This is a genomic window from Acinetobacter sp. LCT-H3 (assembly GCF_001866125.1).
Lineage (GTDB): Bacteria > Pseudomonadota > Gammaproteobacteria > Pseudomonadales > Moraxellaceae > Acinetobacter > Acinetobacter schindleri.
Window position 1 is genome coordinate 1 of sequence record NZ_MODX01000029.1, and the last position, 25,638, is coordinate 25,638.

Genomic DNA, 25,638 nt, shown 5'->3' on the forward strand with positions numbered 1-25,638 from the left:
AAAAATGATTTATGAAAGAGGCCTAATAATTTAGGCATCTTTTTACAATACATTTTTTTCAAGAAACAGGAGGTACCGCAAAAAATTACCATAAAAACTTGCGGCATCCTAAAACACCTTCGGACAATATCATACAATATAAATACGTAAACTATTTATTTTGAATGATTTTCGTATTTATTTGGATGAGGTGAAACAGTGAAATGGTGCGCTCAGCGCGCACAATAAACACAACCCAAGACACTGATTTTTAATAAATATCATCAACCCTTGTTCTACATTTACCGTAAAAATTACCGCAAAAAAGATCTGTACACTACCCGAAAATTTCTTAGATATAGTGATGATCTATACGTATATCAGCAAACAATATATCAGATTTCCTGAATAACTAATTCAGTATAAAAATTACCACAATTAAATAATTTGTTATAACCTATACAAAATTTGTAGAGTTTATAACATGACTATAAGCATCCTCATTTCTAGCCTTTCCACACAAAACTCTTCTGCTCGAATGAGAATTTGGCGTTCCATCAAAAGCTGTGGCGCAGCAACTCTGCGTGATGGTGTCTATGTGCTACCTAATGAACAAAAGCAACGCTTTGACCCCATTATTGACGAACATCAAAGTGCCGATGGCATTGCCTATCTATTCGATTCCGTTAGCAACAATAATTTAGACTTAATTCAACTCTTTAATAGAAAAAATGAATACTCTGAATTTTTGCTACAACTGAATGAAATAGAGAGTTCACTGAATGTTGAGCAAAAAAATGAACATTTAAAAAGCATTAGAAAATTAAGAAAGCAACTTTCGTCTCTCATCGATATTGATTTCTTTCCTAATGAATTACAAAACACAGCCTTAAACGCGATATCAAAACTCGAACTTAAAATTCATCACTTAGGGGAATCAAATGAGCCCTCTTCTATAAATAGTGATCTACCTTCTCTTAATCTTCATGACTTCCAATCTAAAACCTGGGCTACACGAAAACGACCTTGGGTAGATCGTTTAGCTTGTACGTGGCTCATTCAAAAATTTATTGATAAAGACCCTATTTTTATGTGGCTAGAAGATATTAAAGATTGTCCAGCAGATGCTTATGGTTTTGATTTTGACGGTGCAACGTTTACCCATGTTGGTGACCTTGTTTCATTCGAAGTACTTTTACACAGCTTTAATTTAGCCGATAAATCACTTCTGAAAATCGCTGAAATTGTGCATTACCTAGATATTGGCGGAAATGAGCCACCTGAGGCTCTTGGGTTAGAAAAAATATTACAAGGACTGAGAAGCAGTATTCAAGCTGATCAACAGTTGGTGGAATTATCCAATCACATTTTTGATGGTCTATATACCAATTTTAAAAGTGAGAATTCATGAGTCAATTACAAGAAAACGATTTCGAGCCCAATCCAGAAATCAGCTTTAAAGAGGCCATACTGTTTTGGCTTAAACTCGGATTTATCAGCTTTGGCGGGCCTGCAGGCCAAATCTCTGTCATGCACCAAGAATTGGTAGAACAAAAAAAATGGATCTCCGAAAAGAGATTTATGCATGCGCTCAATTACTGCATGCTGCTTCCGGGGCCTGAGGCACAACAATTAGCAACCTATATTGGCTGGCTAATGCACAAAACAAAAGGCGGTATCATAGCCGGACTATTTTTCATTTTACCTTCCCTTTTCATTCTCATCGGTCTTTCATGGGTCTATGCAAAATTTGGAAATGTACCTGTCATTGCAGGGCTTTTTTATGGCATCAAACCTGCTGTCACCGCTATCGTCTTTCATGCAACCTATCGTATTGGCAGTAAATCACTGAAGAATAAATATATGTATGCTATTGCATGTGCTGCATTTATTCTTATTTTTGCCTTTAATGTTCCTTTCCCCCTTATTGTGCTGCTGGCTGCTTTAAGTGGTTATCTCTTAAGTAAATTTGACCCAAAACTATTTACAAGCAATGCTCATGCATCAAGCCTCAAAGACTACGGGAAGGCAATCATTGATGATGATACGCCCACACCTGAACATGCCATTTTTAAATGGTCTCGCTTAATTAAATTACTAGTTGTTGCAATTATTTTGTGGTGTCTCCCTATAGCATTACTGACGGTAGCTTATGGCTGGTCTCACGCTTATACACAAATGGCTTGGTTTTTCACCAAAGCTGCATTGATGACTTTTGGCGGAGCTTATGCTGTTTTACCTTATGTATATCAAGGTGCTGTTAACTTCTATGAGTGGCTTAAACCAACCGAAATGATCGACGGTTTAGCATTGGGTGAAAGTACACCTGGCCCACTCATTATGGTCGTTGCTTTTGTTGGATTTATGGGCGGTTACAACCTCGACCTATTAGGGCCTGAACATAAGTTTTTAGCAGGTGCTTTTGGAGCAACAATTGTTACTTGGTTCACCTTCCTATTTTCGTTTGTGTTTATTTTAGGTGGAGCACCCGTAATCGAATCTACTCACAATCAAATTAAATTTACTGCACCACTGACAGCAATTACCGCAGCTGTTGTCGGCGTAATTCTTAATTTGGCCCTTTTCTTTGCTTACCATGTGCTATGGCCAAAAGGGTTTGAAGGACAATTTGACTACATTGCTGCAGTAATAACCTTACTCGCTTGTATTGCTCTCTTTAAGTTCAATCAAAGTGTATTAAGAGTCATCGGTGCCGCTGCAATTTTAGGGCTTATCATTAAACTAAGCATATAAAAAAAGAGCAGCTCAAATGAGCTGCTCCTTTTTATCTATTTTTTATACTGCTGCTTGGAGTCTAGAACTCGTATTAATTTCTACTGAAACGTGCACAATTTCCTCATGAATAGATAAGGCTTTTCTGACTTCATCTGCCGTGATATTTAAACTGCTTACATCTAGTGACAAGATACAAGAAAACTTACCTTTACCCACCTTCCATACATGAATATCAGTAATCACAATTCGGCTATCTAAGTCTTCAATGACTTCCTGAATTTCCTGAACAACTGGATGTTCCATTTCAGCATCAAGTAAAGTTTTGCCTGTCTCGCGGATAAGCCCCCAAGACCAATGTGCGACTAGAAATGCACCTACAATACCCAAAACTGCATCTAAGAAATCCCAGCCAAAAAATTTACCTGCAAATAATGCAATGATCGCCAATACAGAAGTCACAGCATCTGCAACGACATGAAGGAAAGCTGCTTTCTGGTTTAAATCATGTTCGTGATGCCCATCTTCATCATGGTGATGGTGTCCATGATCATGATGGTGATCATGTTCGTGGTGATGATGGTGGTGATGCCCACTATCGTGTAGTAACTAAGCACAAATAAAGTTCACTGCAAGACCAATCACTGCGATTGATATTGCTTCGTTATAGTGAATATTAACGGGATTAAATAGGCGCTCTACCGATTGTATTCCCATAAATAATGCCACAACCATGAGTAAGATCGCACTAGAGTATCCAGCTAAAATTTCTATCTTCCACGTACCAAAACAGAATCGCTGATCTTGTGAATATTTACGTGCCATTCGATAAGCAAAATATGCTAAGCCCAATGCCAGCATGTGTGAACTCATGTGCCAGCCATCAGCTAGTAAAGCCATCGAATTAAAGAACCATCCTCCAAAAATTTCAAAGACCATCATGACACCCGTCAGGATCGTCGCAATTAAAATTTTCTTCTGTGCTAGTGGATTACCTTCATCGAATTGATGCGTATGGTTGCTTTTAACATTACTTAGATATTGCATTTTTTTATGCCATCAATAATACTCCCCTATAGTATATTTAATTTGGACAGAAATGCTATGTCGCATCTGCATCAAGACAAAAAAATTTTAAATCGGGTTAAGCGAATTCAGGGCCAAATTAACGCCGTTGAACAGAGTTTGGCTGACACGCACAAATCATGCATAGACGTACTGCAACAGGTCGCTGCCGTTCGTGGTGCTATAAATGGATTAATGAATCAATTGATTGAAGCACATCTCAAAGAGCATGTAATCAAAGATAAAGATGCGATTAATGAAGAAGAGTTAAAAGAGTTTTTAGCATTACTCAGCCGCTATCAATAAGATGACACGATAAAAAATCTCTTTTCAATTTTTATAGACTTGATATGATAATTACATCTTTATTGCTTAATAGTTTATATGCGACCCCGAATACGTAAGTTTTTAACTTCTCTTTATTCAACTCCAGATTCAAAAGTGCTCGAAATAAAGTTCAATTTAAGTCATCACTGTGACTTTGAACTATTTAAAAAGTTAAAAAAAACCAACTGCCAAAGCATAAAAAATGCGATTCACAGCATCCTTTATGAGCGTGGCTATACAACTGCAGAAATCTCTCTGCTCACTAATGACAATACTTAAAATTATAAACAGCCTTCAAATTCATTGAGGGCTTTTTACTTAAATTTGAAAAATAATGAACTGGCTGGCATCAATACAATTATCCTTAAGGACTAACCAACTTAATTATGCTTTGCTTGGACAAAATTATTCACACTCAAAAACCTCAATCCTACACCGGGTTCTGTCAAAATATATTTAGGATGCACTGCATTATCATTTAATTTAGCACGCAATTTAGCAACCAAAATTCTTAAATAGTGCGTATCTTCCTGATGCGTTGCACCCCATAGTTCCTTGAGTATCTGTGGCTGGGTTATCAGTTGTCCTTTATGCTGTGCAAGCAACGTTAATAGTTGATATTCCTTACGGGTCAAAGCAATCAGATTTCCCTCTAAATAAACTTGACGCTGAGCAAAGTCAATTTTCAAGTAGCCATCATCAAAAATTACGCTTTCAACCACACTTAACTGAGTCTGCCGAAGTAGAACACGAATTCTTGCCAAGAGCTCCTGAATACTAAATGGCTTCGTCACATAATCATTTGCGCCTGAATCCAAAAGTTTTACTTTTTCATTTTCATCAGAACGGACAGAAAGAACAATTACTGGCACATGAGACCAATTCCGTAATTCCATTAAAACATCAAAACCATCCAAATCAGGCAAGCCCAAATCTAAAATAACTAAATCAGCACCATGCAAGGCTAACTCACCTAAACCTTGCTGGCCATTTTCAGCTTGAATAACTTTATAACCTTGGGTACGCAATGCTATATCAAGAAATTTTCGTATTTGTGTCTCATCATCTATGATTAAGACTGTAGCGATGGCACTAGTAGATGGATTGAGTTCAGCCATTCATTTTCCTTAATTGAAAACCTTACAGTAATGGATTAATTGGAAGCTGCATGCGGATACATGTGCCTTGATTATGACTTAGAGATGAAGTAGAAATAGCCCCCATGTGTGCCCCAATAATTGCCTTAACAATACTCAAGCCCAATCCGGTACCGTGTTGTCCACGATCACCTCGTTCCATTGTATAGAACATATCAAAAATACGATCACGCTCATTTTCAGGAATCCCCTGCCCCTGATCAGAAATCGTTATTTCCATTTCATTTTCTTTTAACCTAGAAACTTGAATTGAAATCGGTGTATTTTCAGGTGAAAACTTAGCGGCATTTTCCAATACATTAAAAATAGCTTGTTCAATGAGTGCAGCATGTACATACAAACTTAATGGATCATCAGGTAAATGCACCTCAACTAAAGCTTGCGGCATATAACGTTGTAACCTGCGTACCGCTGAACCAACGAGCTCATCGACACCAATCCAATCTCGTGCCAGTGTTAGACCCTCATGTCCCAAACGAGTCATATCCAATAAATTTTGTATATAGCGGTCTAATCGTTCACCTTCTAAATGAATCGCCTCAAGTAAACTATTTTGATCCGTTTCGTCCATAGAATGCCGATAATTGCTTAAGGTATCAGCAGCACCAATGATTGATGCTAAGGGTGAACGTAAGTCATGTGAAACTGAAGATAATAACGCTGAACGTAATCTTTCTGTTTCTGAACTCACATTAGCAATTTCAAGCGCTTTGGTTAATTGCGTACGCCAAATAGCTTGAGCAATAAATTCGACCATCACCTCTGCTAATTGTTTTTGTTCAGACGTTAAAAGCCGTTGCTGCAATGGAAATTTTAGCCCAATGACGCCTACGCATTGCTTTGAAGCCAATAGCGGTAAAAACCACCAAGCATTTTCCATCAGTGTTTGAGTAAAACGGCCTGAAGCCTGATGATTTTTAAAAGTCCAATTTGCAGAAATTTGTTCCTTTGTACTCATCTTTTCTAAGTTTTGATTTTCCTGTTCAGTTTCTGGTGAATAAATCCAAACATCTGCATTTAGGTTTTTGTTTAAACAATGCATTGCAATATCTTGAACCTGCTGTAAATCTACTGCAGTAGAAAGCTTTTGTCCTAAATCTTGCATAATACTGTTATAACTGTTTGATGCTTTTAGCGCTGTAACCTGCTCTTTTAATTTAGATGCCAGCTTACTTGCAATTAAAGCAGCACCTAAAAAAGCCAGCACCGTGATCACACCTTGATGAGCTGAAATTTCCAACGTAAATTTAGGACTGATAAAAAAGAAGTTATAGGCTAAAAAAAATAAAATTGCAGAAAATACCGCTGCAAGCATCCTTGTTTTTGATGCGACAAATACCACAGCAGTAATAAAAATAACTGAAATATCGTCAATGCCCAAATAGGTTTCACTTAGGCTTGCGATCACAATGCTGATCACTGTTGTAACAAGTACGTAGGATATTTCGCTCAGTGTTAAATAATTTCTTCTACTGTCTGAGGCTATATTGTCTGAAACAGCAATATTTTTTGGCGATAAAACAGGAACAATACTAAGCTCGAATCGTGGCTGAAGTTTGATTAACTGATCAACGAAATCTGCTTTCAAAGGTAAGTTAAAGACTTCTTTCTTCGGCTGGGATAAAACCAAAGTAGAAATACCATGCTCAATAACATAATCAAAAAGAGTTTTCGCATGCTGTTTACCGTATAGCGTTTCCGTCATACCACCCATTTGCCGAGTCATATTCAATGCAATTTCGATTTCTCGGCTTTGACGATTAGCTTGTTTCGGCAGAATCTGAGAATCTTTAGAGAAAGTGACTACAGTCCATGCGGCCATCCGTTGCTCGGCAATACGACATCCTGCTCGCACCAATGATTCAGAGTTTCCTAGACCATCTATCATAATCAAAACATGGTTTTTAAGCGGAATAGCCGCTTGCCCTTGAATTGCAAAATTTTCCCGAACATCTGTATCTACATAACCAGCAACTGTTTGCATCGCTAGTTCACGTAAAGCAGTTAAATTAGCGACATTAAAAAATCGCTGTAAAGCTTGTTCTGCCTGTTCTGGTATATACACTTTTCCTTGCTTCAAACGCTCTAGCAATTCATTGACAGGCAAATCAATTAAACGAATATCTCGAATACGTTCAAAGACCCGATCAGGCACTGTTTCTTTAACACGGATACCTGTAATTTGAAAAACAATATCATTCAAACTTTCTAAGTGCTGAATATTCATTGTTGTAAAAACATCAATACCAGCATCTAAAAGTTCATTGATATCTTGCCAGCGCTTTTCATGACGGCTGCCAAGTACATTGGTATGAGCGAATTCATCAACAAGAACAATATTTGGCTTCTTGTCTAGTACCGCATCTAAATCCATTTCCTCAAGCTGGTGCTCTTGATATTGAATAATTTTACGCGGAATCAAAGTTAAACCCGCCACTAAGTTTTCAGTTTCAGTTCGGCCATGTGTTTCTACATAAGCAATCGCTATGTCACTGCCTTGCAAAGCCAATTCATGGGCACGAACAAGCATAGCGAAAGTTTTTCCAACGCCCGGAGCAGCCCCTAAAAATATGGTCAAACGTCCAGATTGAAAACGTTGAGTATGCTGTAAAAACACATCAACTTTATTTGTTTTACTTTTATCCATAAATTTATAACTTTTATAAATATCTTAGATTTATGCCCTTTCTAGTAGGAAGAGGATAGTTCTCCTCTTCCTTCCATTTTATTAAATCGCTTTTTCAGCCTGATCCAAAGCAATGTTTATTTCAAGCACATTCACACGTGTCTGCCCTAATATTCCGAAGCTAGGCCGAATACTTCTTTCCAGTACTAATGTCTCCACATCTTGTACTGACATTCCTCTTGCGGCTGCAATTCGATTGACCTGAATTAAGGCGGCCTGCAGACTAATTTCAGGATCGATACCGCTGCCCGATGCTGTTACCAAATCAGAAGGGATTTGAGATTTTTCAACGCGCTCTTGTGCCACAATTTTATTTAAACGCTCATCCATCATTTCATGTAATGCTGGATTTGTTCGTGCCAAATTACCCCCTGCCATGGCCATAGGGTCATAATTTGACGCGGACGGCCGCGGTTGAAAATACTTTGCTTGAATAAAAGGCTGTGCAACCAAACTTGACCCAATGACCTCACCATTCTGTACAATCAAACTGCCATTGGCTTGATGCGGAAAAATGACCTGCCCTAAACCTGCTGCAACCGAGCTATATGCAAAGCCGCATATAGCCAAGGTCACAGCTGTTAAGCCAATGGATGCACGTATTAAACCGAATCCAGCCGTCGACATACTATTCAATTGCTCATTTTCTTGATGGTTTTCAATATTCATTTTTATTCTCCTCATCAGTTCAAAGTGATAACAATTGACTAATCATCAGATCAATCGCTTTAATCGCAACAAAAGGCAACATTACTCCGCCTACACCATAAATCAGCATATTACGGCGTAATAATTGAGTTGCCGTTGATGGCTTAAATTTCACACCGCGTAAAGCAATCGGGATGAGTAAAGGAATAATAATCGCGTTAAATATCAGTGCTGAAAGGATGGCGCTTTCAGAGCTACTCAATTGCATCACATTCAGCACACCCATTTGTGGAATAGCCGCGACAAATAATGCAGGTAAAATGGCAAAGTATTTTGAGACGTCATTTGCCAAAGAGAATGTGGTTAATGCACCGCGTGTAATCAGCTGCTGCTTACCAATTTCCACTACAGACAGAAGCTTCGTTGGATCGGAGTCTAAATCGACCATATTACCCGCCTCTTTAGCCGCTTGCGTACCTGAGTTCATCGCTAAACCAATATTAGCTTGAGCCAAAGCAGGAGCATCGTTGGTACCGTCTCCGACCATTGCCACCAAATGCCCTTTGTTTTGTTCCGCACGAATACAGCTGAGCTTATCTTCTGGTTTTGCTTCAGCAATATAGTCGTCTACGCCTGCTTCGGCAGCTATAGCAGCAGCCGTAAGTGGATTATCACCTGTCACCATGACGGTTTTAATGCCCATTTCACGTAAGCGCGCAAACTTTTCCTTGATCCCTTTTTTAATTACATCCGAAAGCTCAATGACACCTAAAATATTCCGATCTTTTGCGACCACAAGCGGTGTTGCACCCTTAGAAGCAACTTGTTCAACGCGGGTTTTCAACTCAAGTTGATTCTCAAGATTTTGTGATGAAAACTTAAGAATGGCATCCAATGCACCCTTACGAATTTGATGACCATCTTTCAAGTTAATCCCAGAAATACGCGTTGAAGCATCAAAGTTAATAAATTCTGCTTGCTCAGGCGTATCGACATGCTGTCCATATTCTTTTGCTAGAACCACAACCGATTTACCTTCAGGCGTTGGATCTGCCAATGAGGTAAGTACTGCAGCTTGGCAAAGCTCTGATTCAGTGACACCAGCGAGCGGATAAAATGCAGTTGCTTGGCGGTCACCATAAGTAATCGTGCCGGTTTTATCTAAAAGCAGTACATCTACATCACCAGCAACTTCTACCGCTTTACCTGATTTAGCAATAACATTGGCTTTTAAAGCACGGTTCATCCCAGCTATACCGATAGCAGGAAGCAAGCCGCCAATGGTGGTTGGAATTAAGCAAACCAATAATGCAACCAGTAGAATTGGATTAATTTCGATTTTTAAGAAATGTCCAATCATTGGCAAACTGAAAACAACTGCAATGAAAGTCACTGTCATCACTGTAAGTAAAATACCCAAAGCAATTTCATTCGGTGTTTTTTGACGGTTTGAACCTTCTACCAAAGCAATCATACGGTCAAGAAAGCTATTTCCTGTTTCAGCTGTGACTTGCACGATTATTCGATCCGTCAATACTTTAGTGCCACCAATCACACCTGATTTATCAGTACCCGCTTCACGTAAAACAGGTGCTGACTCCCCTGTAACAGCAGCTTCATTAATGGTTGCAAAACCATGAATAATTTCACCATCAGCAGGAATCAACTCACCCGCACGAACTTCAATCAAATCATGCATTTTTAAGAGCGTCGCTGCGATTTGTTCACCATCCGCATCTTCTTTATTTTTAATTCGACGTGCCGTTAAATTCTGGCGTGCTTGTCTTAAAGAGGAAGCCTGTCCCCGACCTTTGGCTTCTGCCACAGCTTCTGCATAATTCGCAAATAGCACAGTAATAAATAAAATGACTGTGACTAGAATGCCAAACATTAAGTCTGCTTTTCCCAAAAGTGTGCACACCAGCGTAATCAGTGTTCCTAGCCATACAATCGCCATCACAGGGTTCTTAATGACATGCTGCGGCAACAGTTTAATACAAGCATTTTTCCATGCTTCTACTTGGAACAATGTTGATTGATTTTGCTTTGGTACTGTTGGTAACGGCATATTTTGAACAGCGTTAATAGATTGTTTTGAATGATTCATATTTTTCACCCTTAAGCTTTAACCAACAACAAATGGTCTGCGATAGGCCCTAAAACCAGTACAGGCATGAATTGCAAGAGCGTCAACATCACCACAATGGCAATCAACGTGAGTGCAAAAGTCGGAGTTTCCACTTTTAAGCTGCCACTGCTTTCAGGAGCTTGACGTTTCGAAGCTAAACGTGCGGCAATGAAAAGAGGAATAATCAATGTTGGAAAACGGCCCAAGACTAGAGCTAAACTGGTACTTAAATTCCACCAAATTGTATTATCAGCCAGACCTTCAAAACCTGAGCCGTTATTGGCAAATGCCGAAACATATTCATACAGCACCTGTGAAACAGCATGATATTGAGGATTGCTATTGCCTGTTAATGTAGGGAAATACAATGTGATTGCAGTGAGGGTTAAAATCGTAATCGGTTGAATTAAAATCACCACAGCGAGTAACTTAATTTCCCCAGCTTCAATTTTCCGACCAAAGAGTTCAGGTGTACGCCCAATCATCAAACCTGCGATAAACACAGCTAAAAATAGATAAATGATAAATTGCTGTAACCCACAGCCAATCCCGCCCCAAATAGCATTAATCAGCATATTTGCTAATGCGATTAATCCAGTGAGCGGTGCAGAAGAATCATGCATCATATTGACTGAGCCATTATTCACCTGTGTAGTCAATGCTGACCATAGCGCAGAAGATGCTTCACCAAAACGTACTTCCTTACCTTCCATTGCATACAGCTGTGCTGCCGTTGTAGAAATACTTTCAGACCAAATTGCACTGCTGGCAGAAATGATTGACATCAGCAGCATTGAAGCAAAAACGAAGACTGCAAATTTTGTACGCTTGGTAAAAAAGCCCAGCATAAAAATAACTGAAACTGGAATGAGTAAAATAGCCAACATTTCTAGGAAATTAGATAATGGCGTTGGATTCTCTAAAGGCACGCTGCTATTAGGCCCATACCAGCCCCCGCCATTACTTCCTAATTGTTTAACCGCAACCATTGGTGCTACTGGCCCCAATGGAATTTTTTGCGTATGTAATTCTGCAGTTTGGTCTAGGACTTGAACTTCTGGGCCGCCTTGAAATGTTGATGGAACACCTTGGCTAGTCAGTAAAAGTGACCATACCATGCATAGCGGTATTAAAAATCTGAAGGTTGGACGAATGACATCTGCCCAATAATTACCGACATTCACACCTTGTAATGGAGTCCCCGAAGTTGTGTTTTTTTCAATATTCAGCGGAACGGATTGCTTATAAAATAATGCGCGAACCGTAGCAACAACCATTGCTAGCCCCATCATGGGAGTAATGATTTGCAAACCAACAATACCCACCATTTGTGACAAATACGACAACTGAGCCTGTCCGGAATAATGCTGCTGATTTGTATTGGTTAAAAACGAAATCATGGTGTGAAGGGCTAAATCCCACGACATATTTGGAGCCTGATTGGGGTTCAGCGGTAAGTTCGCTTGAGTCATAAATAAAACCCAAGTAAAGCCACCCAACACCATGCAACTCAGTACAAAACTTAGGGTATACGTTTTGACACTCATCCCCAATTTAGGGTTCGTACCCAACAGTATATATATCGGTTTTTCAATCCAATTGAAAAGTGGATCAATTCGCATTGTTTGATTTTGCATAACTGCTGCTAAATATTTACCAAGCGGATAAGCAAGGGCGACAACGTTCATGATAAGCAGAATAAATACTAACATCAGTTTTTACTCCCCTTAAAATGGAAAGCAAATACACTTTTTTTTATCTCTCTAAGTTGCATCGCCTCATGTATGGCGCAGTTGTTTTGATACGACATTTTTTGATGCGCTTTAAATTTAGCACTCATCTTTTCCATCCTAAGCATGGATAAATTTCCATGATTTAGTATCTAAAAGCCGCCCGTAAAATCTCTATTCAGAAATATGTATAGCGCGTAAAATTTGCGTAAAAATTTGCATAGATACATTTATATAAAGTTTGAAATGCCTTAAAAGATTCCAACCATTCATGATTATTTTTACTTATGGAAAATCTAGAACTTTTAAAAGCATTATTTTTAGGAATGATTGAGGGTTTAACAGAATTTCTACCAATATCAAGTACAGGACATTTAATTCTTTTTGGGCATTTAATTGATTTTCAATCCGACTCAGGCCGTGTATTTGAGGTCGTCATTCAGCTAGGTGCTATTCTTGCTGTTTGCTGGCTTTACCGTCAAAAGATAATCGACTTAGTAAAAGGTTTTTTCTCTGGTGATACTCATGCTAGACGTTTTGCTATCAATGTTTTTATTGCTTTTCTTCCTGCTGTTCTCATTGGTATATTAGCCGTCGATTTCATCAAACAAGTATTGTTTAGCCCATTAGTCGTAGCTTTCGCACTTATTATTGGCGGATTGATTATTTTCGCAGTAGAAGCAAGAAAGTTTGAACCAAAAACACTCGAAGCCACTGACATTAGTATAAAACAAGCTATTCTTGTCGGTTTTGCTCAATGCCTTGCAATGATTCCTGGCACTTCTCGTTCAGGAGCAACGATAATTGGCGGTATGCTCTCAGGTTTATCACGTAAAGCTGCTACAGAATTTTCCTTTTTTCTCGCTATGCCAACAATGTTAGGCGCGGCAACATATGACTTAATGCGTAATGCATCAATATTAACCTCAGAGAATATATTAAATATAGTCATAGGCTTTATAGCTGCATTTATAGCTGCACTTGTTGTTGTAAAAGCTTTGGTCAAATTTGTAGAAAAACATTCACTGAGAGTTTTCGCTTGGTACCGTGTTGCACTTGGTATTATCTTATTAATTATATTTTTTTAAAACTTACGTTAAATCTAAAAAACCAAATTATTTTAGGCTTAATAATTCGAATATCTATCAAACTATAAACCTTCCTCCCCCGATTGGTTTAATAAAAAAGAGTTCTTAAGAACTCTTTTTTTATTAATGGCAGTGATACCCACCAGTACTACTGTTATGACATCCCGCTGAATTAGTACCACCAGAATGTGCATTCGCATAACTTGCGAACAATCCAACTAAACAAAAAAACATAACTTTCATGCTAAACCCCTATTTTAAATTGATCAATTGTTTTACTTGCATAAATCAGTTTAACGTAATTTCAAAAAATTAGGATATTTTCCAATAAATTAAATACCCAATTGCTGCACCAAATGCACTTAAAAATAATAAAACATAGGCCATCATTTATTTCGGCCATCTTTGATGGTATTCATCTATTACATAGTCATGTGAATGCTTTCCATCATGGTTATGACTGAGTAGATGTTCATGATCCGCAGGTAAGTCATCATGTGAATGTACTATTACGGACTCATCCTGTTTTGGCCAAATTATAAAAGCAATACTCATTGCCACTAGAGCAATAATCGCCATAGGCACGAATGTAAAGAGTGTTCCAAAATTGGTACTCAGCCAACCTACTAAAGGGTAAGCAATTAACCAGCATGCGTGTGAAAAAGCGAACTGCGCGGCAAATAATGAAGTTCTATTTTCACTAGATGCAGATTTACGAATTAACCGACCTGTAGGCGTTTGAGATACTGAGTAACCTATTCCCAAAGCAAACCATAAAGCTAATAGTCCGTTGTATGAGTTAATAAAAAACCCACAGAACAAGCCAACGACTAATACAGCTGTGCCGCTCAACATCACAGCTCGATCGTTAAATTTATCCAGAATATTAGGCAATATAAATGCCGAGAGCATAGACCCTAAGCCAAACAAGCCAAAGGCCCAAGTGGTGGCATGTTCATTTAGCTTAAAGGTTGATTGAACGAGTACAACCGTATTTACAATCACCACAGCACTGGCTGAAGCAATCGCAAGGTTTAACGCTAGGAGTGCCTTTAAACGCGGGGTATTAAAATAAATTTTTGTCCCCTGCTTTATTCTGTAATACACTCCTTTAAATTCAGGTACTTTAGCAACAGGCAATTTTGCACTGACAACAAAAAGTGCTGAACCAATAAAGCCAATCACCGTTCCTAAAAATAGATTGTGATAGCTTATAAATCCAAGTAAAAATCCTGCCAACATCGGACTGATGATATTTTCTAAGTCATAAGCCAAACGTGAAAGGGACAAAGCATTGGTATAGTCTTTTTCATCAGGCAACACATCAGGAATCATGGCCTGAAAAGTAGGTGTGAATGCAGCTGATGCAGATTGCAGAATAAAAATTAGAATATAGATTTGCCAAATTTGGGTCACAAAAGGCAGGCATAAAGCAGTTAAAGCACGGATGATATCTAACCCCACTAAAACTTTTTTACGTGGCAGCCTTTCTGCAAATGCTGAAGCAATAGGTGCTACCCCAATATAAGCAATCATCTTTATCGCCAATGCTATGCCTAAGACCTGAGCAGCCTCCCCTTTAGCAATATCATACGCCTGTAAAGCCAAAGCAATAGTGATCAGCCCTGTTCCAATAAGTGCAATGACTTGAGCTAAGAACAAATGCCTATACGTTGTATTTTTTAAAACTTCTAGCATTTTAGGGACTCCTTTTAGAACCTAATTTTTATTTCTAAAATCAATGCCAATTAAAATCTCCTTGGATTTTATTCCAAGGAGATTTTTTAAAGCTTAAAAGACTTTCTTCATATCACTGAATTGGCCTTCAACTTCCAATGTCACTGAAACAGGACTTTCAGTTCTATTACGCCAGAACCAGCCATGCTTACCATCAAAAGCTGCTTTTAATGTACCTGTTTGCTGAGTTTCATTACGTCCTTTGCCATATCCATGGTAAAAGCCCTTGGGAGCGTTCACTGGATCACCATGCGTGTCATAATTTAGACCACCGCCTGATGTTGTCCATTTAAAATTCACGCTAGCACTTTCCGGCATCGCCAACTTAATTTCAGTGGCTTGTCCGGGCTTCAACTCAACTGTCATTTGCTGCTTTTGAATTGCAGGCATTAGCATTTTTTCTGCTTCACCAATTGGCATAGATGATTGAATATTGGGGTCACTTGCAACTTCACTCGATATCGTGTTTGAAACTGCCTCTCCCATACCATTTTCAGACTCTTGAGCCAAAGATTGCTTAATTTCACCCATCGTTGTTAAGCCTAGAACTTTACCAACCCCAGTAGGATCAATATTGTATTCAGCTGGCATAACAACTGTAACTAAGACAACTGCAGCACTCACTGCAGCGATAATGGTTGATTTAACAAGTTTCTTTGCAGAAGGGAATTCAACATCTTGTGGAATTTGAGCGTTGTACATATTTGAAAATCCTTATTGAGTAACGAAGCCAGTAAGCTGAAAGCCCACAAGTAAAAAGCCGAGGAACATTAAAAAAAAGTTGCTTTGATAAGCTGTTTTGAAGAAATACGGCGTTTTTCGCCACATTGTCATCAACAGCAAAATCATCGCTAAAGCCATAAATTGACCAAGCTCTACCCCGACATTAAATGCAATGAGGTTTGCCAATAGACCATCTGCCGGAACTTCATACTCTTGAATTTTTACCGCTAAACCGAAGCCATGAATCAGACCAAAAATTAACGTCGCTGCTTTAGTGTTGGGCTGGAAACCAAACCAACGCTGATATGCACCTAAATTATCCAAAGCTTTATAAACAATAGAAAAACCAATAATTGCATCAATAATGTATGCATTCATGGAAATGTTGTAATACACCCCAATCAGCATTGTCACAGAGTGACCAATCGCAAAAAGGCTGACATATAAGCCAATATCTTTCATGCGATATAAGAAAAAGATAATCCCGACGAGGAACAGCAAATGGTCATAACCTGTAACCATGTGCTTTGCACCAAGGTAAATAAAGGGAATGATGTGTACCCCATAAATTTCTTGAATATAGCCTTTGTCACCTTCCGCCACGCCATGGGCAAAAAGTGCAGAACTCATCAAAACTGCACTTAAAGTAATCAATAACTTTAAAAATGCCTTGAGTCTCACCCATTGTAAAAAAATAAATTGCATGTAAATCAAACTCCAAAGTTAACTAAAAAGAAAAGTTTCTAGCGATGTTTTGGGAGGTTTGAAAATACGGCTGATCATCAGATAGAGATAATTTTTCACTCTATCCAGGATCAAAATAAAGGTGAAAGTAAATAACAAAGTTATCGATTGACCAGACTGATATTCACCAAAATGCTCATGAAAATTATCATGATGAATATGGTTTTGCTTTTGATGCACATCATGAAAATGTACACCTTCAAATTCATAAACCGTATGTTCTTGGTATGCAGTCTCTGCATTGTGCGTATTAAAATGCAGGCATAGTGCAAGACTGATGATGCAGACGAACCACATCATCAAATTTCTAAACTTTCTATCTCTCACTATGCCTATCATTGCATTTTCACCTAGGCTTCTTGCTGCTCAGAAAAATCATCTGATTGCTTTTTACGTCCTTGGTTAAACCAAACGTATAGCGTAGGCAAAATAATCAACGTCAATAAGGTCGAAGATAAGATTCCGCCAATCACAACAGTCGCAATTGGTCGTTGCACTTCAGAGCCAATCCCAACATTCAATGCCATAGGGATGAAACCTAAAGATGCCACTAAAGCCGTAATTAATACTGGGCGAAGTCGTTCCAATGCACCGTGTCTAACAGCTTCAAGTAATCCTTCACCTTGATCTCTCAATCTCTGAATTGCAGACACTAGAACTAAGCCATTCAGTACAGCAACACCCGACAGTGCAATAAAACCAACGGCTGCTGAGATAGAGAATGGGATATCACGTAAAGCTAAGGCAATCACACCGCCCGTTAATGCAAATGGCACGCCCGTAAAGACCAGCACGCTATTTCTGACATTTCCTAATGCCATATAAATCATGGCAAAAATTAAGATCAAAGCCAGAGGGACAACAATCATTAGACGATTTGAAGCTGATTCCATTTGTTCAAATGTACCGCCCCATGTCAGCCAATAGCCTTCAGGTAATTTAAAGTCAGCATTGAGTTTAGATTGGGCTTCTGCGATATAACTTCCGATATCCGTACCACGAACATTGGCAGTAATTACAATTCGGCGTTTACCGTTTTCACGTGAGATTTGGTTTGGCCCCTGAACATTCTTCAATTCGATTAGTTCAGATAAAAGTACACTTGAACCATTAGGCAAATTCACTGGAACTTGATAAAGCTTGTCTAAGTCCGTAACGGAGTTCTGATCCATTCGAACCACAATATCGAACTTACGATCTCCCTCAAAAACCTTACCTGCTGTTTGCCCCGTAATCAGACTGGATACTTGCTTTTGCACATCTTCAGCATCAAGACCGTAGTTGGCGATCATGTCCTTTTTAAGCTCAACAGATACCGTTGGCAGTCCACTCAGCTGTTCAACTTTTAAGTCAGCTGTACCACTCACACCTTCTAAAATTTTCGCTGCAGCATTTGCTGATTCAAGCAACTGATCTAAATCATCACCATAAATCTTCACTGCAACATCTGTACGAACACCTGAAATCAGCTCGTTAAAACGCATTTGAATCGGCTGAGTGAACTCATAGTTGTTTCCATAAACGCCTTTTGCCACACGTTCAATATCGGCAACAACAGCTGATTTTTCTTTGTCAGGGTCAGGCCATTCGCTGCGTGGTTTTAACATGACAAAGTTATCTGCCACGTTTGGTGGAACTGGGTCAGTCGCAATTTCAGCTGTACCCACTTTAGCAAACATCGTTTTAACTTCAGGAATTTTGACGATTTCTTTTTCAAGCGCATATTGCATTTCAACAGCTTGAGTTAAAGACGTGCCGGGAATTCGAAGCGCATGTAATGCCACATCACCTTCATCTAATGAGGGAATAAATTCAGAGCCTAAGCGAGTTGAAAGGCTTGCACTGAATACAAAGAAAATAGCGACGAATGCGATCAGCTTATAACGATGACTCAATGACCAATCTAAAATTGGGCTATAGACTTTCTTAATGAAATGAACAATCTTAGATTCCTCTTCCTTAATTTCACCTGTCGTGACTAAAGCCACCATTGCAGGAACAAAAGTAATCGAAAGAACCATTGCAGCCACGAGAGCCATAACAACTGTAGCTGCCATCGGTGTAAACATCTTGCCTTCAACACCAGTAAGCGTCATGACAGGCAGATACACTAAGATAATGATCAATTGACCATAAAGAATGGCTTTTCGAGATTCCCTAGTTGCTTCAAATACGGTAATAAAACGTTCTTTACGCGTCAGAATCCGGCCTAACTCTTTTTGTTTCATCGCTAATTTTGCAAGTGAAGCTTCAACAATAACGACAGCACCATCGACAATGATCCCGAAATCGAGCGCACCTAAACTCATTAAGTTTGCACTGATTCGTTGATTCACCATGCCTGTAATGGTCATGAGCATAGATAAAGGAATCACCATCGCAGTAATGAGTGCTGCACGGAAATGTCCAAGGAATAAGAAGAGAACGACAATAACGAGAATTGCACCTTCAAGAAGGTTTTTCTTTACTGTGTCGATTGTTGCATCAACCAAAGTTGTACGGTTATAAACGGCTTTCGCCTCAACACCTTCTGGCAATGACTCTTGGACTTTTTGTAACTTTTGATCTACCGCATGAGCAACATTTCGCGAGTTTTCACCAATCAGCATAAATGCAGTACCTAAGACAATTTCTTGCCCATCTTTAGTTGCTGCACCTGTACGTAACTCGTGACCAATCGATATTTTTGCCACATCCTTCAATCGAAGAATGTAACCGCTGCTTGTGGTAATTGGGATATTTTGAATTTGCTCAATCGAGTTAATTTGAGAATCTGAGCGAATCAAATACTGCTCACCATTCTTCTCAATATAACCAGACCCTTTGTTCATGCTATTTTTAGAAATAGCATCCAAGATATCCTGCTGATCTAAGCCAATGCTGCGTAAATACGCATAATCAGGCTGCACCACGAATTGTTTTAAATAACCGCCAATCGTATTGATTTCATTCACACCTTCAACATTTCGAAGCTGTGGTTTAATCACCCAATCTTGCAGAGTTCTTAATTCAGTGGGTGATAATGGATTTGGATTATCTTTTGCGTTCTCAACAGTGTACATAAAGATTTCGCCAAGCCCTGTTGAAACAGGCCCCATTGAAGTCGATATGCCAGTCGGAAGTGTTGGAGTAACCCCTTGCAACTTTTCATTTACAAGTTGACGAGCAAAATAGATATCCGTGCCTTCCTTGAAAATCGCCGTAACCTGAGATAAGCCATATCTCGATACAGAACGTGTGTATTCCAGATTAGGAATACCAGCCAAAGCCGTTTCAATTGGATAGGTCACTTGTGACTCCATCTCCATTGGAGATAAGCCTTGCGCTTCACTATTGATTTGGACTTGTACATTGGTAATGTCAGGCACAGCATCAATCGGCAGTTTAAAATAGTTATAAACGCCAAATGCACCGATAAACAGAAAGACAATCAGTACAAGCCATCTATTCTTGATCGAGAGCTTAACAATTTGATCAAACATAGTCGCTACCCCTTAGTGATCATGAGTAGCGCCAGATTTACCCAGCTCTGCTTTTAATAAGTAGGAATTGCCTGCTGCATACACCTGACCTGCTTTAAGACCAGATTTCACCTCGACAAAACCATTATATTTATCGCCTAGTTCTAAAGGACGTGCTTCAAAGTCATTGCCTACACGGATAAATACCACATCCCAATCACGGAAGTTTTGTAATGCATCTTCACGCACAACCATTGCTTTCGTACTTTGATTTTCGAATATTTGTGCGGTAACAAGCTGACCAGAACGCCATTTGAATTGGTTCGCAATCTCAATAAAGACTTGAGCAGTACGTGTTTTAGGATCAATCACATCACTAATGTATTTAATCTTACCCAGTGCTTCCTCCGTACTTTCCTGTACTTGAGGTTTAACTGTTACTTTTGCATTTGGATTAATCGCATTTAATTTATCCGCAGGTACATTGACCACTGCAAGCAACTGTGAAGTATTGGCAATTTTAAAGAGTGGTGAAGCTGGTGTTACATTTGAACCCACAGCAGCAAGCACTTGTAAAACTGTGCCCGACATTGCTGCTCTAACTTCAATCGTCCCATTTCCTGAACCACCGTAAGAGCGGATTAAGCTATTCAGCTCATTTGCACGAGTCTGTGCATCATCATATTCACGTTTTGCGTTGATGTAGTCAATTTCAGGCGATACGCGTTTTTGAAATAATGCGCGTTCCTGTTCCATTTTTTTGCGTGAAAATTGCAAATTATCTAATGCAATGGATCGCTCAGCATTTAAGCGGATCAGATCTTGGCTTTGAACAGTTGCTAACAGATCACCTTGGCTGACTTTATCACCAATAGTGCGATAGGTTTTGATGAGTGTTCCGCTTGCTTTAGGTGTAATGAAACTTTCAAAATTGTCTGGGAATTTAAGCTCGCCTTTAAGCTCAAGCGCATTCTCAAACGTCATAGGTTCAACTTTAAGAAGTTCTAAGCCACTGCTTTTGATACTGCTATCCAACATGGTTACACGGCCTTCTTTGGTCTCCCATTTCCAGCTGTGTTTCTTGCCTTGATAATCAACATTAATCACCATCAAGAACGAATGCGGTTCATAAACAATTTCATCGCCAATCAAGTAATCACTTTCAGGTTTGAAGCGAATGGTTTGCTCAGCATCTAAACGCTTAATAAAAATATTCGCGTTAATCTCACTCGGCTTTAAAGGCTGATCTTTGTAGTAGCCATAGACACGTAAATGCGGCTCTACACCTTCTTCAAAAATTTTTACCTCTGCCGAAAAGTCTCCATCACGATATAAGCGTCCACCATGTGGACCTTTTTCATCGCCTGCGACAGCAGCTTTTTCTTCGACAGCTTCACCATGTGCTGAAGACGTCTGTGATTTGTTTCCTGTTTTGTACCAAGCCAGAGCACACAACATGACAAGTAAAGCCATAACGCCTGTAGCAATGACCGTATTCTTTGGTTTATTCATGTTCTCTGCCCTTATTCTTGATCTAAATTCGTTACATAATTTCGTTCAACTTCTGCAATCTGATTTTGCAAAGCCAACCACAGATCAAATCGAGCGAGATGTTTGTCTAACCAAACTTGTTTAATGCTATTAAATTCCAATAATGAAATTTTTCCTGCCTGATAACCCATTTCTGCAATGCGTAAACTTTCTTTTGTTGCAGGTAAAACAGATTGGTCATATTGCTTGATTGCATCAATCAAACTGGACACCTCAATAGATTTGTTATCCAATTCAATCTTTGAGTTTCGATTGATTAATTCTGAACGCGTTTCCGCATTGGTTTGCTGTGCTTGTGCGAGTGCAATATTGCCGGTATTACGGTTGAATATCGAAAGCGGAATTGATGTGGAAATCAAAAAAACTTTGTCATCGGTTTCTTGATAATTACGCACACCAACGCCAAGCGTGATGTCAGGAACCGCTTCTTTTTTTGCTAATTCAAATTGAGTTTTTGCCTGCTGCTTTTTGAGCAATGCCTGCTGTTCAGATAAGCTCACCTTGTCGGTGAAGTTAATCGTTAAAGGAACATCAATAGCATTGGCTGGCAAATCAAAAGCAAATTTTGAACAGAGATTTTTCTGAAACTGAACCTTTTTCAATTCATTTTGATAACGCAGTTTAGACTCAACAGATAAAGCCGAATTAAGCTGAACATCAGATGGAATCACCCGTCCATACTTTAGCTTTTCATTTAGAACTGTTGCTTGTCTTGCACTCAGCTTGCTCTCTGCAGCATAAATTTCTGCTCGCTGAGAAGCTGCATACCAATTAGACATGCAGATTCGAAAATCGGCTTTTAACTCTGCTTGTCGTTGAGTAATCTCAAATTGGTTATTATTTCCTTGCAAACCCGCTAATTGCTTACGCAAGGCAAGTTTATTATTCAACGGAATTTCTTGGGACAAACCCATGAATGCCGTTGGGCCATCCAAGTCTTTAAGCTTGGAATTACCTAGATTATCCAATTCGACATTGAAAGTTGGATTGTTCAGCCGACCAGCATATTTTTGATTTACATCATAAGCCTGCTGAGATTGCTGCAAACTTTTTAGAACTGAATCATTTGCAATAGCTTGCTGCTGTAACTGTGCATAATTTGTTCCTGCAAATAACTGCGGAGCAATGATGACTAAGCCACAGGCGAAAATTACCTGACTTTTTTTAGACATGACTATACCTATACAAAAAATGAAAAATATTTTTGTATAGTTAAATCAATTTCTTAGAACAATGAGAGTCTTGGTAAATGCGTAGGAATTACAAAGAAAGTTAATCCTTTTCCTAAGTTTAAAAGACCGAATTGGGCGTTCAAATAAACCTAAAAATAAGAGGATTAAAGGTAAAGCAAAACTAAGGAAAAAGACTGGATCAATTGAGAAATGATCATCAGCTTGAATTGGCTTTACTGAATGATGAAATGCGGGTTCATCATAACTTGTCCAGTTATGATTTTTTTTATCTTGATCTGCTGTACTCAGAACTTCATCATGATGAGCTAATGACCATTGACTCGAATCTTCTGTTTCTACAGAAATACTCAGTTCATGATGATGGTCTAGATTTTTTGCTATTACAGGCGCCCACGTATAAATCCCCGTAGTTGTTATAGCAAACAAAAACAGGACTGATACGAGGATAAGCTTAACAAACTTATTAGCCAACATAGCAAGTTAGATCAAAATGAAACGTGAAAAGCATACTGAATAGCTTCTAGGAAGTAAATCCTATATGAAAATATATCTCAAATTTTCAAGCTATCCTTTGATAAAGGGATAGCTTATAGGAACTGAAGCTTTATTTAGTTATTTTCTGGAACTGTACTAAAAGGATTTAAACTGTACCTAGTTTGAGTTAGTACAAAGTAAGCTTACTTATCTTAGAGGTGGTGGAAGTTTAACTAGCAATTGAAACTATTGTAACTATTAAAGAACGTCCATGTTCTTTAACCCAGATTTACCCAAGCTCGATCAAATTATCTTGTGAATGCTCTTCAGCATCATCCACTCTTTCGAATTCTTCTTTTGCCATAACAACATCCTCTTTAATAAGTGACATTAAAACTTCATGATTGATGAATTTCATAGCAGAAATAATTGCTACTAAGACTCCAACTATTAAGATAGCAAATTGAGAAAAAATATATGTATTTTCATCGACAAAAAACAAGTTCCATCCTAAATATTTAAACAACAAAGTTAAGAGAGTATTTGATATAAAAATTGGTACTGATGATACGTATAAAAGGAAATAAATTATTGGTTTAAATTTTAATGCCTTAGATCTATCGATTGAAATGAATACATCTTCCTGCCCAAATTTTTTAACTTCTATCTTATGTCTAATTTTTTTTATTTTATTGACCATTGAAAAAAAGTTATTAGGGGATTTTAGCTTAAGAATATTCACTTCCTTAAAGCCTAGTTTTTCAGTGGCAATCATTGCCTGTGCAAAGGCACTCTTTTCATAATCAGTGATATCAGCTCGCTTAATTTCTTCTTCATATTTTTTAACAGATACCGCCCTATCTGCATAAAATTTTGCACTATGGGTAAAGCGTTTTCTGCTATCTAACCAAGATAAAATTGGGTAAATAAAAATGATAAGAGGTAAATATTTTAAGATTACATCCAATGATTACTACTCCAAATGGCTAGTTAAACCTGTGGGATGAAATAGCACCCCACTCTATTCACTACTTCGAATTTGACCACTAATTAATGTTACTTACAATTTCCAATGCTTTAGCTTGGATCAAATAATGTTGATCTGTTTCATCTGGATCATACTGAACTCTAATAATTAAAGGGTTAGATTCAGCAGTACTTTTATCTTCTATTAACCCTTCTTGATTTTCGATCTTATATTCAATAATGCCATGCTCTGCAGCAAACTTTATGAGCTCTTTTACTTCATCGCTTAAGTTTAAAAAATCATTTTTACCTGCGATATATGTCTGAATATAAGACTCTGTATTCATATCAACCATATGAGAAATAACTTTGTGAGATGAATCGAACTGCTCACCTATTTCTGGCTTTTCTAAACAGATTTGAATTCGTTTTAAAGTTTTCGAATTGATAATCTTTTCTGCTGAAATTACTTCAGGGACTGTACTAACTATGATTCGTCCAAATTTGTCCTGCAATTTATCCGTTATAATTAGCTTCTTTAAAAACTTTTCAAGCAATCCAATTTGGATCTCATTTTCAGGGTCCTTCACTTCACAAACCAATTTTTGATGTAAAGGAAAGAATATAAATTTAAAGAATCTTGGATTTGCTTTTAAATTAGATGGAATATAGTTTTCCTCTACATTTTTATGGCGATTCCTTTCATTTTTTTCTTCGTCATACCAATCACTTGTAAGTCCATTACTTTTAAAAACTTCTCCACTAAAACCATTAAGCAAGTTCTCTTCATTTAATGGTTTTATAAAGCGAAATTTTAGATAGTTATTACGTTCCATTGGAATCGGTCTAGGATTTTTCCGAAGTTCTTCAAAAAGCTCAACATAAGTTTCAACTGTTGTACCTTCTCGAAGTAATTTAATATCAACAACAGCATAGTTTACAGTACGGTTACGCGCCATTATTACAACCTCTAATTCAAAAATTTAATAGGATACTCAATGGCTTCGAAAAGCCATTGAGCATTATTTACTGGTTTATTTTTCTTTACGTACACCTTTAAAGGGTGTCTTATCAGATGTCTTAACATCCATAAAACGCCCAGTATCAGTGTCACGTTTAACCCAATGTCCACTTGGGGTTTGTGTTTGAGAACGATCACGAACCATTCCATTACGATGTCCATCGCCTGATGGAGGATTTGTAGCCATAGCTAAACTCCTTATTTCTGTTTAATTTAATCTGTTTAAT

Annotated in this window: 21 protein-coding genes and 1 pseudogene; 4 read left to right on the top strand and 18 right to left on the bottom strand. The window is 38.3% G+C overall.

The window, feature by feature from the left end; all coding sequences use genetic code 11:
• The first annotated feature begins 463 nt into the window (after positions 1–463).
• Positions 464–1,390, top strand: coding sequence for a chromate resistance protein ChrB domain-containing protein (locus BK820_RS12740; protein ID WP_071321129.1), 927 nt, complete (start codon positions 464–466; stop codon positions 1,388–1,390).
• A complete protein-coding gene (gene chrA / locus BK820_RS12745) occupies positions 1,387–2,733 on the top strand; it encodes a chromate efflux transporter (RefSeq protein ID WP_071321130.1) in 1,347 nt (448 codons plus the stop codon). Before BK820_RS12740 ends, chrA begins: the two co-directional genes overlap by 4 nt.
• A 42-nt stretch (positions 2,734–2,775) precedes the next feature.
• Here the strand turns inward: chrA and dmeF are convergent.
• A pseudogene (dmeF, locus tag BK820_RS12750) lies at positions 2,776–3,759 on the bottom strand (CDF family Co(II)/Ni(II) efflux transporter DmeF).
• A gap of 57 nt (positions 3,760–3,816) precedes the next feature.
• Here dmeF and BK820_RS12755 point away from each other — a divergent pair.
• Positions 3,817–4,083, top strand: coding sequence for a metal/formaldehyde-sensitive transcriptional repressor (locus BK820_RS12755; protein WP_071321149.1), 267 nt, complete (start codon positions 3,817–3,819; stop codon positions 4,081–4,083).
• Between the two features lie 401 nt (positions 4,084–4,484).
• Here the strand turns inward: BK820_RS12755 and BK820_RS12760 are convergent, their stop codons facing one another.
• From BK820_RS12760 to kdpA, 5 genes are all read right to left on the bottom strand, one after another.
• Positions 4,485–5,222, bottom strand: a complete 738-nt coding sequence (locus tag BK820_RS12760; protein WP_071321131.1) for a response regulator — start codon at positions 5,220–5,222, stop codon at positions 4,485–4,487.
• Between the two features lie 22 nt (positions 5,223–5,244).
• Positions 5,245–7,908: an ATP-binding protein gene (locus BK820_RS12765; protein WP_071321132.1), complete on the bottom strand. Its 2,664-nt coding sequence runs from the start codon at positions 7,906–7,908 to the stop codon at positions 5,245–5,247.
• Positions 7,909–7,989: 81 nt separating this feature from the next.
• Positions 7,990–8,616 (bottom strand): potassium-transporting ATPase subunit KdpC, encoded by a 627-nt coding sequence (gene kdpC / locus BK820_RS12770; RefSeq protein WP_071321133.1) that lies wholly within the window; start codon positions 8,614–8,616, stop codon positions 7,990–7,992.
• A 19-nt stretch (positions 8,617–8,635) separates the two neighbouring features.
• On the bottom strand, positions 8,636–10,663 hold the full coding sequence (gene kdpB, locus BK820_RS12775) for a potassium-transporting ATPase subunit KdpB (protein ID WP_071321150.1): 2,028 nt from the start codon (positions 10,661–10,663) through the stop codon (positions 8,636–8,638).
• 50 nt (positions 10,664–10,713) lie between these two features.
• Positions 10,714–12,435: a potassium-transporting ATPase subunit KdpA gene (kdpA, locus tag BK820_RS12780; RefSeq protein ID WP_071321134.1), complete on the bottom strand. Its 1,722-nt coding sequence runs from the start codon at positions 12,433–12,435 to the stop codon at positions 10,714–10,716.
• 305 nt (positions 12,436–12,740) lie between these two features.
• On the opposite strand from kdpA, the gene BK820_RS12785 reads away from it, so the two are divergent.
• On the top strand, positions 12,741–13,541 hold the full coding sequence (locus tag BK820_RS12785; RefSeq protein WP_071321135.1) for an undecaprenyl-diphosphate phosphatase: 801 nt from the start codon (positions 12,741–12,743) through the stop codon (positions 13,539–13,541).
• Between the two features lie 123 nt (positions 13,542–13,664).
• Here BK820_RS12785 and BK820_RS15395 read toward each other — a convergent pair whose 3' ends face one another.
• The 12 genes from BK820_RS15395 to BK820_RS15525 form a co-directional block, all read right to left on the bottom strand.
• Positions 13,665–13,784, bottom strand: a complete 120-nt coding sequence (locus BK820_RS15395) for a YHYH domain-containing protein (protein WP_143045200.1) — start codon at positions 13,782–13,784, stop codon at positions 13,665–13,667.
• Positions 13,785–13,931: 147 nt separating this feature from the next.
• A complete protein-coding gene (locus tag BK820_RS12790; protein ID WP_071321136.1) occupies positions 13,932–15,239 on the bottom strand; it encodes an MFS transporter in 1,308 nt (435 codons plus the stop codon).
• A 93-nt stretch (positions 15,240–15,332) separates the two neighbouring features.
• The gene (locus tag BK820_RS12795) at positions 15,333–15,980 is read right to left on the bottom strand and encodes a transmembrane anchor protein (RefSeq protein WP_071321137.1); all 648 of its coding nucleotides are present in this window, start codon (positions 15,978–15,980) and stop codon (positions 15,333–15,335) included.
• Positions 15,981–15,992: 12 nt separating this feature from the next.
• A complete protein-coding gene (locus BK820_RS12800) occupies positions 15,993–16,706 on the bottom strand; it encodes a HupE/UreJ family protein (protein WP_071321138.1) in 714 nt (237 codons plus the stop codon).
• 18 nt (positions 16,707–16,724) lie between these two features.
• On the bottom strand, positions 16,725–17,084 hold the full coding sequence (locus BK820_RS12805; protein ID WP_071321139.1) for a hypothetical protein: 360 nt from the start codon (positions 17,082–17,084) through the stop codon (positions 16,725–16,727).
• A gap of 11 nt (positions 17,085–17,095) precedes the next feature.
• Complete coding sequence (locus BK820_RS12810; RefSeq protein WP_071321140.1) at positions 17,096–20,227, bottom strand: efflux RND transporter permease subunit; 3,132 nt, start codon at positions 20,225–20,227, stop codon at positions 17,096–17,098.
• A 12-nt stretch (positions 20,228–20,239) separates the two neighbouring features.
• A complete protein-coding gene (locus BK820_RS12815) occupies positions 20,240–21,718 on the bottom strand; it encodes an efflux RND transporter periplasmic adaptor subunit (protein WP_071321141.1) in 1,479 nt (492 codons plus the stop codon).
• Positions 21,719–21,729: 11 nt separating this feature from the next.
• Positions 21,730–22,929 (bottom strand): TolC family protein, encoded by a 1,200-nt coding sequence (locus BK820_RS12820; protein WP_071321142.1) that lies wholly within the window; start codon positions 22,927–22,929, stop codon positions 21,730–21,732.
• 45 nt (positions 22,930–22,974) lie between these two features.
• Positions 22,975–23,424 carry a hypothetical protein gene (locus BK820_RS12825; RefSeq protein ID WP_048882498.1) on the bottom strand — a complete coding sequence of 150 codons (450 nt, stop codon included), beginning with the start codon at positions 23,422–23,424 and terminating at the stop codon, positions 22,975–22,977.
• 289 nt (positions 23,425–23,713) lie between these two features.
• A complete protein-coding gene (locus BK820_RS12830) occupies positions 23,714–24,391 on the bottom strand; it encodes a hypothetical protein (protein WP_034675506.1) in 678 nt (225 codons plus the stop codon).
• A 79-nt stretch (positions 24,392–24,470) separates the two neighbouring features.
• Positions 24,471–25,349 carry a DUF4747 family protein gene (locus BK820_RS12835; protein ID WP_071321143.1) on the bottom strand — a complete coding sequence of 293 codons (879 nt, stop codon included), beginning with the start codon at positions 25,347–25,349 and terminating at the stop codon, positions 24,471–24,473.
• Between the two features lie 75 nt (positions 25,350–25,424).
• Complete coding sequence (locus BK820_RS15525; RefSeq protein WP_171260619.1) at positions 25,425–25,598, bottom strand: hypothetical protein; 174 nt, start codon at positions 25,596–25,598, stop codon at positions 25,425–25,427.
• Positions 25,599–25,638 lie beyond the last annotated feature (40 nt).

What these genes read in the sequence shown, in the direction of transcription:
- BK820_RS12785 (WP_071321135.1), top strand. Translation starts at nt 12,741, where the DNA reads ATGGAAAATCTAGAACTTTTAAAAGCATTATTTTTAGGAATGATTGAG.
- BK820_RS12835 (WP_071321143.1), bottom strand. Translation starts at nt 25,349, where the DNA reads ATGGCGCGTAACCGTACTGTAAACTATGCTGTTGTTGATATTAAATTA.
- BK820_RS12795 (WP_071321137.1), bottom strand. Translation starts at nt 15,980, where the DNA reads ATGTACAACGCTCAAATTCCACAAGATGTTGAATTCCCTTCTGCAAAG.
- BK820_RS12805 (WP_071321139.1), bottom strand. Translation starts at nt 17,084, where the DNA reads ATGATAGGCATAGTGAGAGATAGAAAGTTTAGAAATTTGATGATGTGG.
- BK820_RS12790 (WP_071321136.1), bottom strand. Translation starts at nt 15,239, where the DNA reads ATGCTAGAAGTTTTAAAAAATACAACGTATAGGCATTTGTTCTTAGCT.
- kdpA (WP_071321134.1), bottom strand. Translation starts at nt 12,435, where the DNA reads ATGTTAGTATTTATTCTGCTTATCATGAACGTTGTCGCCCTTGCTTAT.
- BK820_RS12765 (WP_071321132.1), bottom strand. Translation starts at nt 7,908, where the DNA reads ATGGATAAAAGTAAAACAAATAAAGTTGATGTGTTTTTACAGCATACT.
- BK820_RS12825 (WP_048882498.1), bottom strand. Translation starts at nt 23,424, where the DNA reads ATGTTGGCTAATAAGTTTGTTAAGCTTATCCTCGTATCAGTCCTGTTT.
- BK820_RS15525 (WP_171260619.1), bottom strand. Translation starts at nt 25,598, where the DNA reads ATGGCTACAAATCCTCCATCAGGCGATGGACATCGTAATGGAATGGTT.
- BK820_RS12740 (WP_071321129.1), top strand. Translation starts at nt 464, where the DNA reads ATGACTATAAGCATCCTCATTTCTAGCCTTTCCACACAAAACTCTTCT.
- chrA (WP_071321130.1), top strand. Translation starts at nt 1,387, where the DNA reads ATGAGTCAATTACAAGAAAACGATTTCGAGCCCAATCCAGAAATCAGC.
- BK820_RS12820 (WP_071321142.1), bottom strand. Translation starts at nt 22,929, where the DNA reads ATGTCTAAAAAAAGTCAGGTAATTTTCGCCTGTGGCTTAGTCATCATT.
- kdpC (WP_071321133.1), bottom strand. Translation starts at nt 8,616, where the DNA reads ATGAATATTGAAAACCATCAAGAAAATGAGCAATTGAATAGTATGTCG.
- BK820_RS12800 (WP_071321138.1), bottom strand. Translation starts at nt 16,706, where the DNA reads ATGCAATTTATTTTTTTACAATGGGTGAGACTCAAGGCATTTTTAAAG.
- BK820_RS12760 (WP_071321131.1), bottom strand. Translation starts at nt 5,222, where the DNA reads ATGGCTGAACTCAATCCATCTACTAGTGCCATCGCTACAGTCTTAATC.
- BK820_RS15395 (WP_143045200.1), bottom strand. Translation starts at nt 13,784, where the DNA reads ATGAAAGTTATGTTTTTTTGTTTAGTTGGATTGTTCGCAAGTTATGCG.
- BK820_RS12755 (WP_071321149.1), top strand. Translation starts at nt 3,817, where the DNA reads ATGTCGCATCTGCATCAAGACAAAAAAATTTTAAATCGGGTTAAGCGA.
- BK820_RS12815 (WP_071321141.1), bottom strand. Translation starts at nt 21,718, where the DNA reads ATGAATAAACCAAAGAATACGGTCATTGCTACAGGCGTTATGGCTTTA.
- kdpB (WP_071321150.1), bottom strand. Translation starts at nt 10,663, where the DNA reads ATGCCGTTACCAACAGTACCAAAGCAAAATCAATCAACATTGTTCCAA.
- BK820_RS12810 (WP_071321140.1), bottom strand. Translation starts at nt 20,227, where the DNA reads ATGTTTGATCAAATTGTTAAGCTCTCGATCAAGAATAGATGGCTTGTA.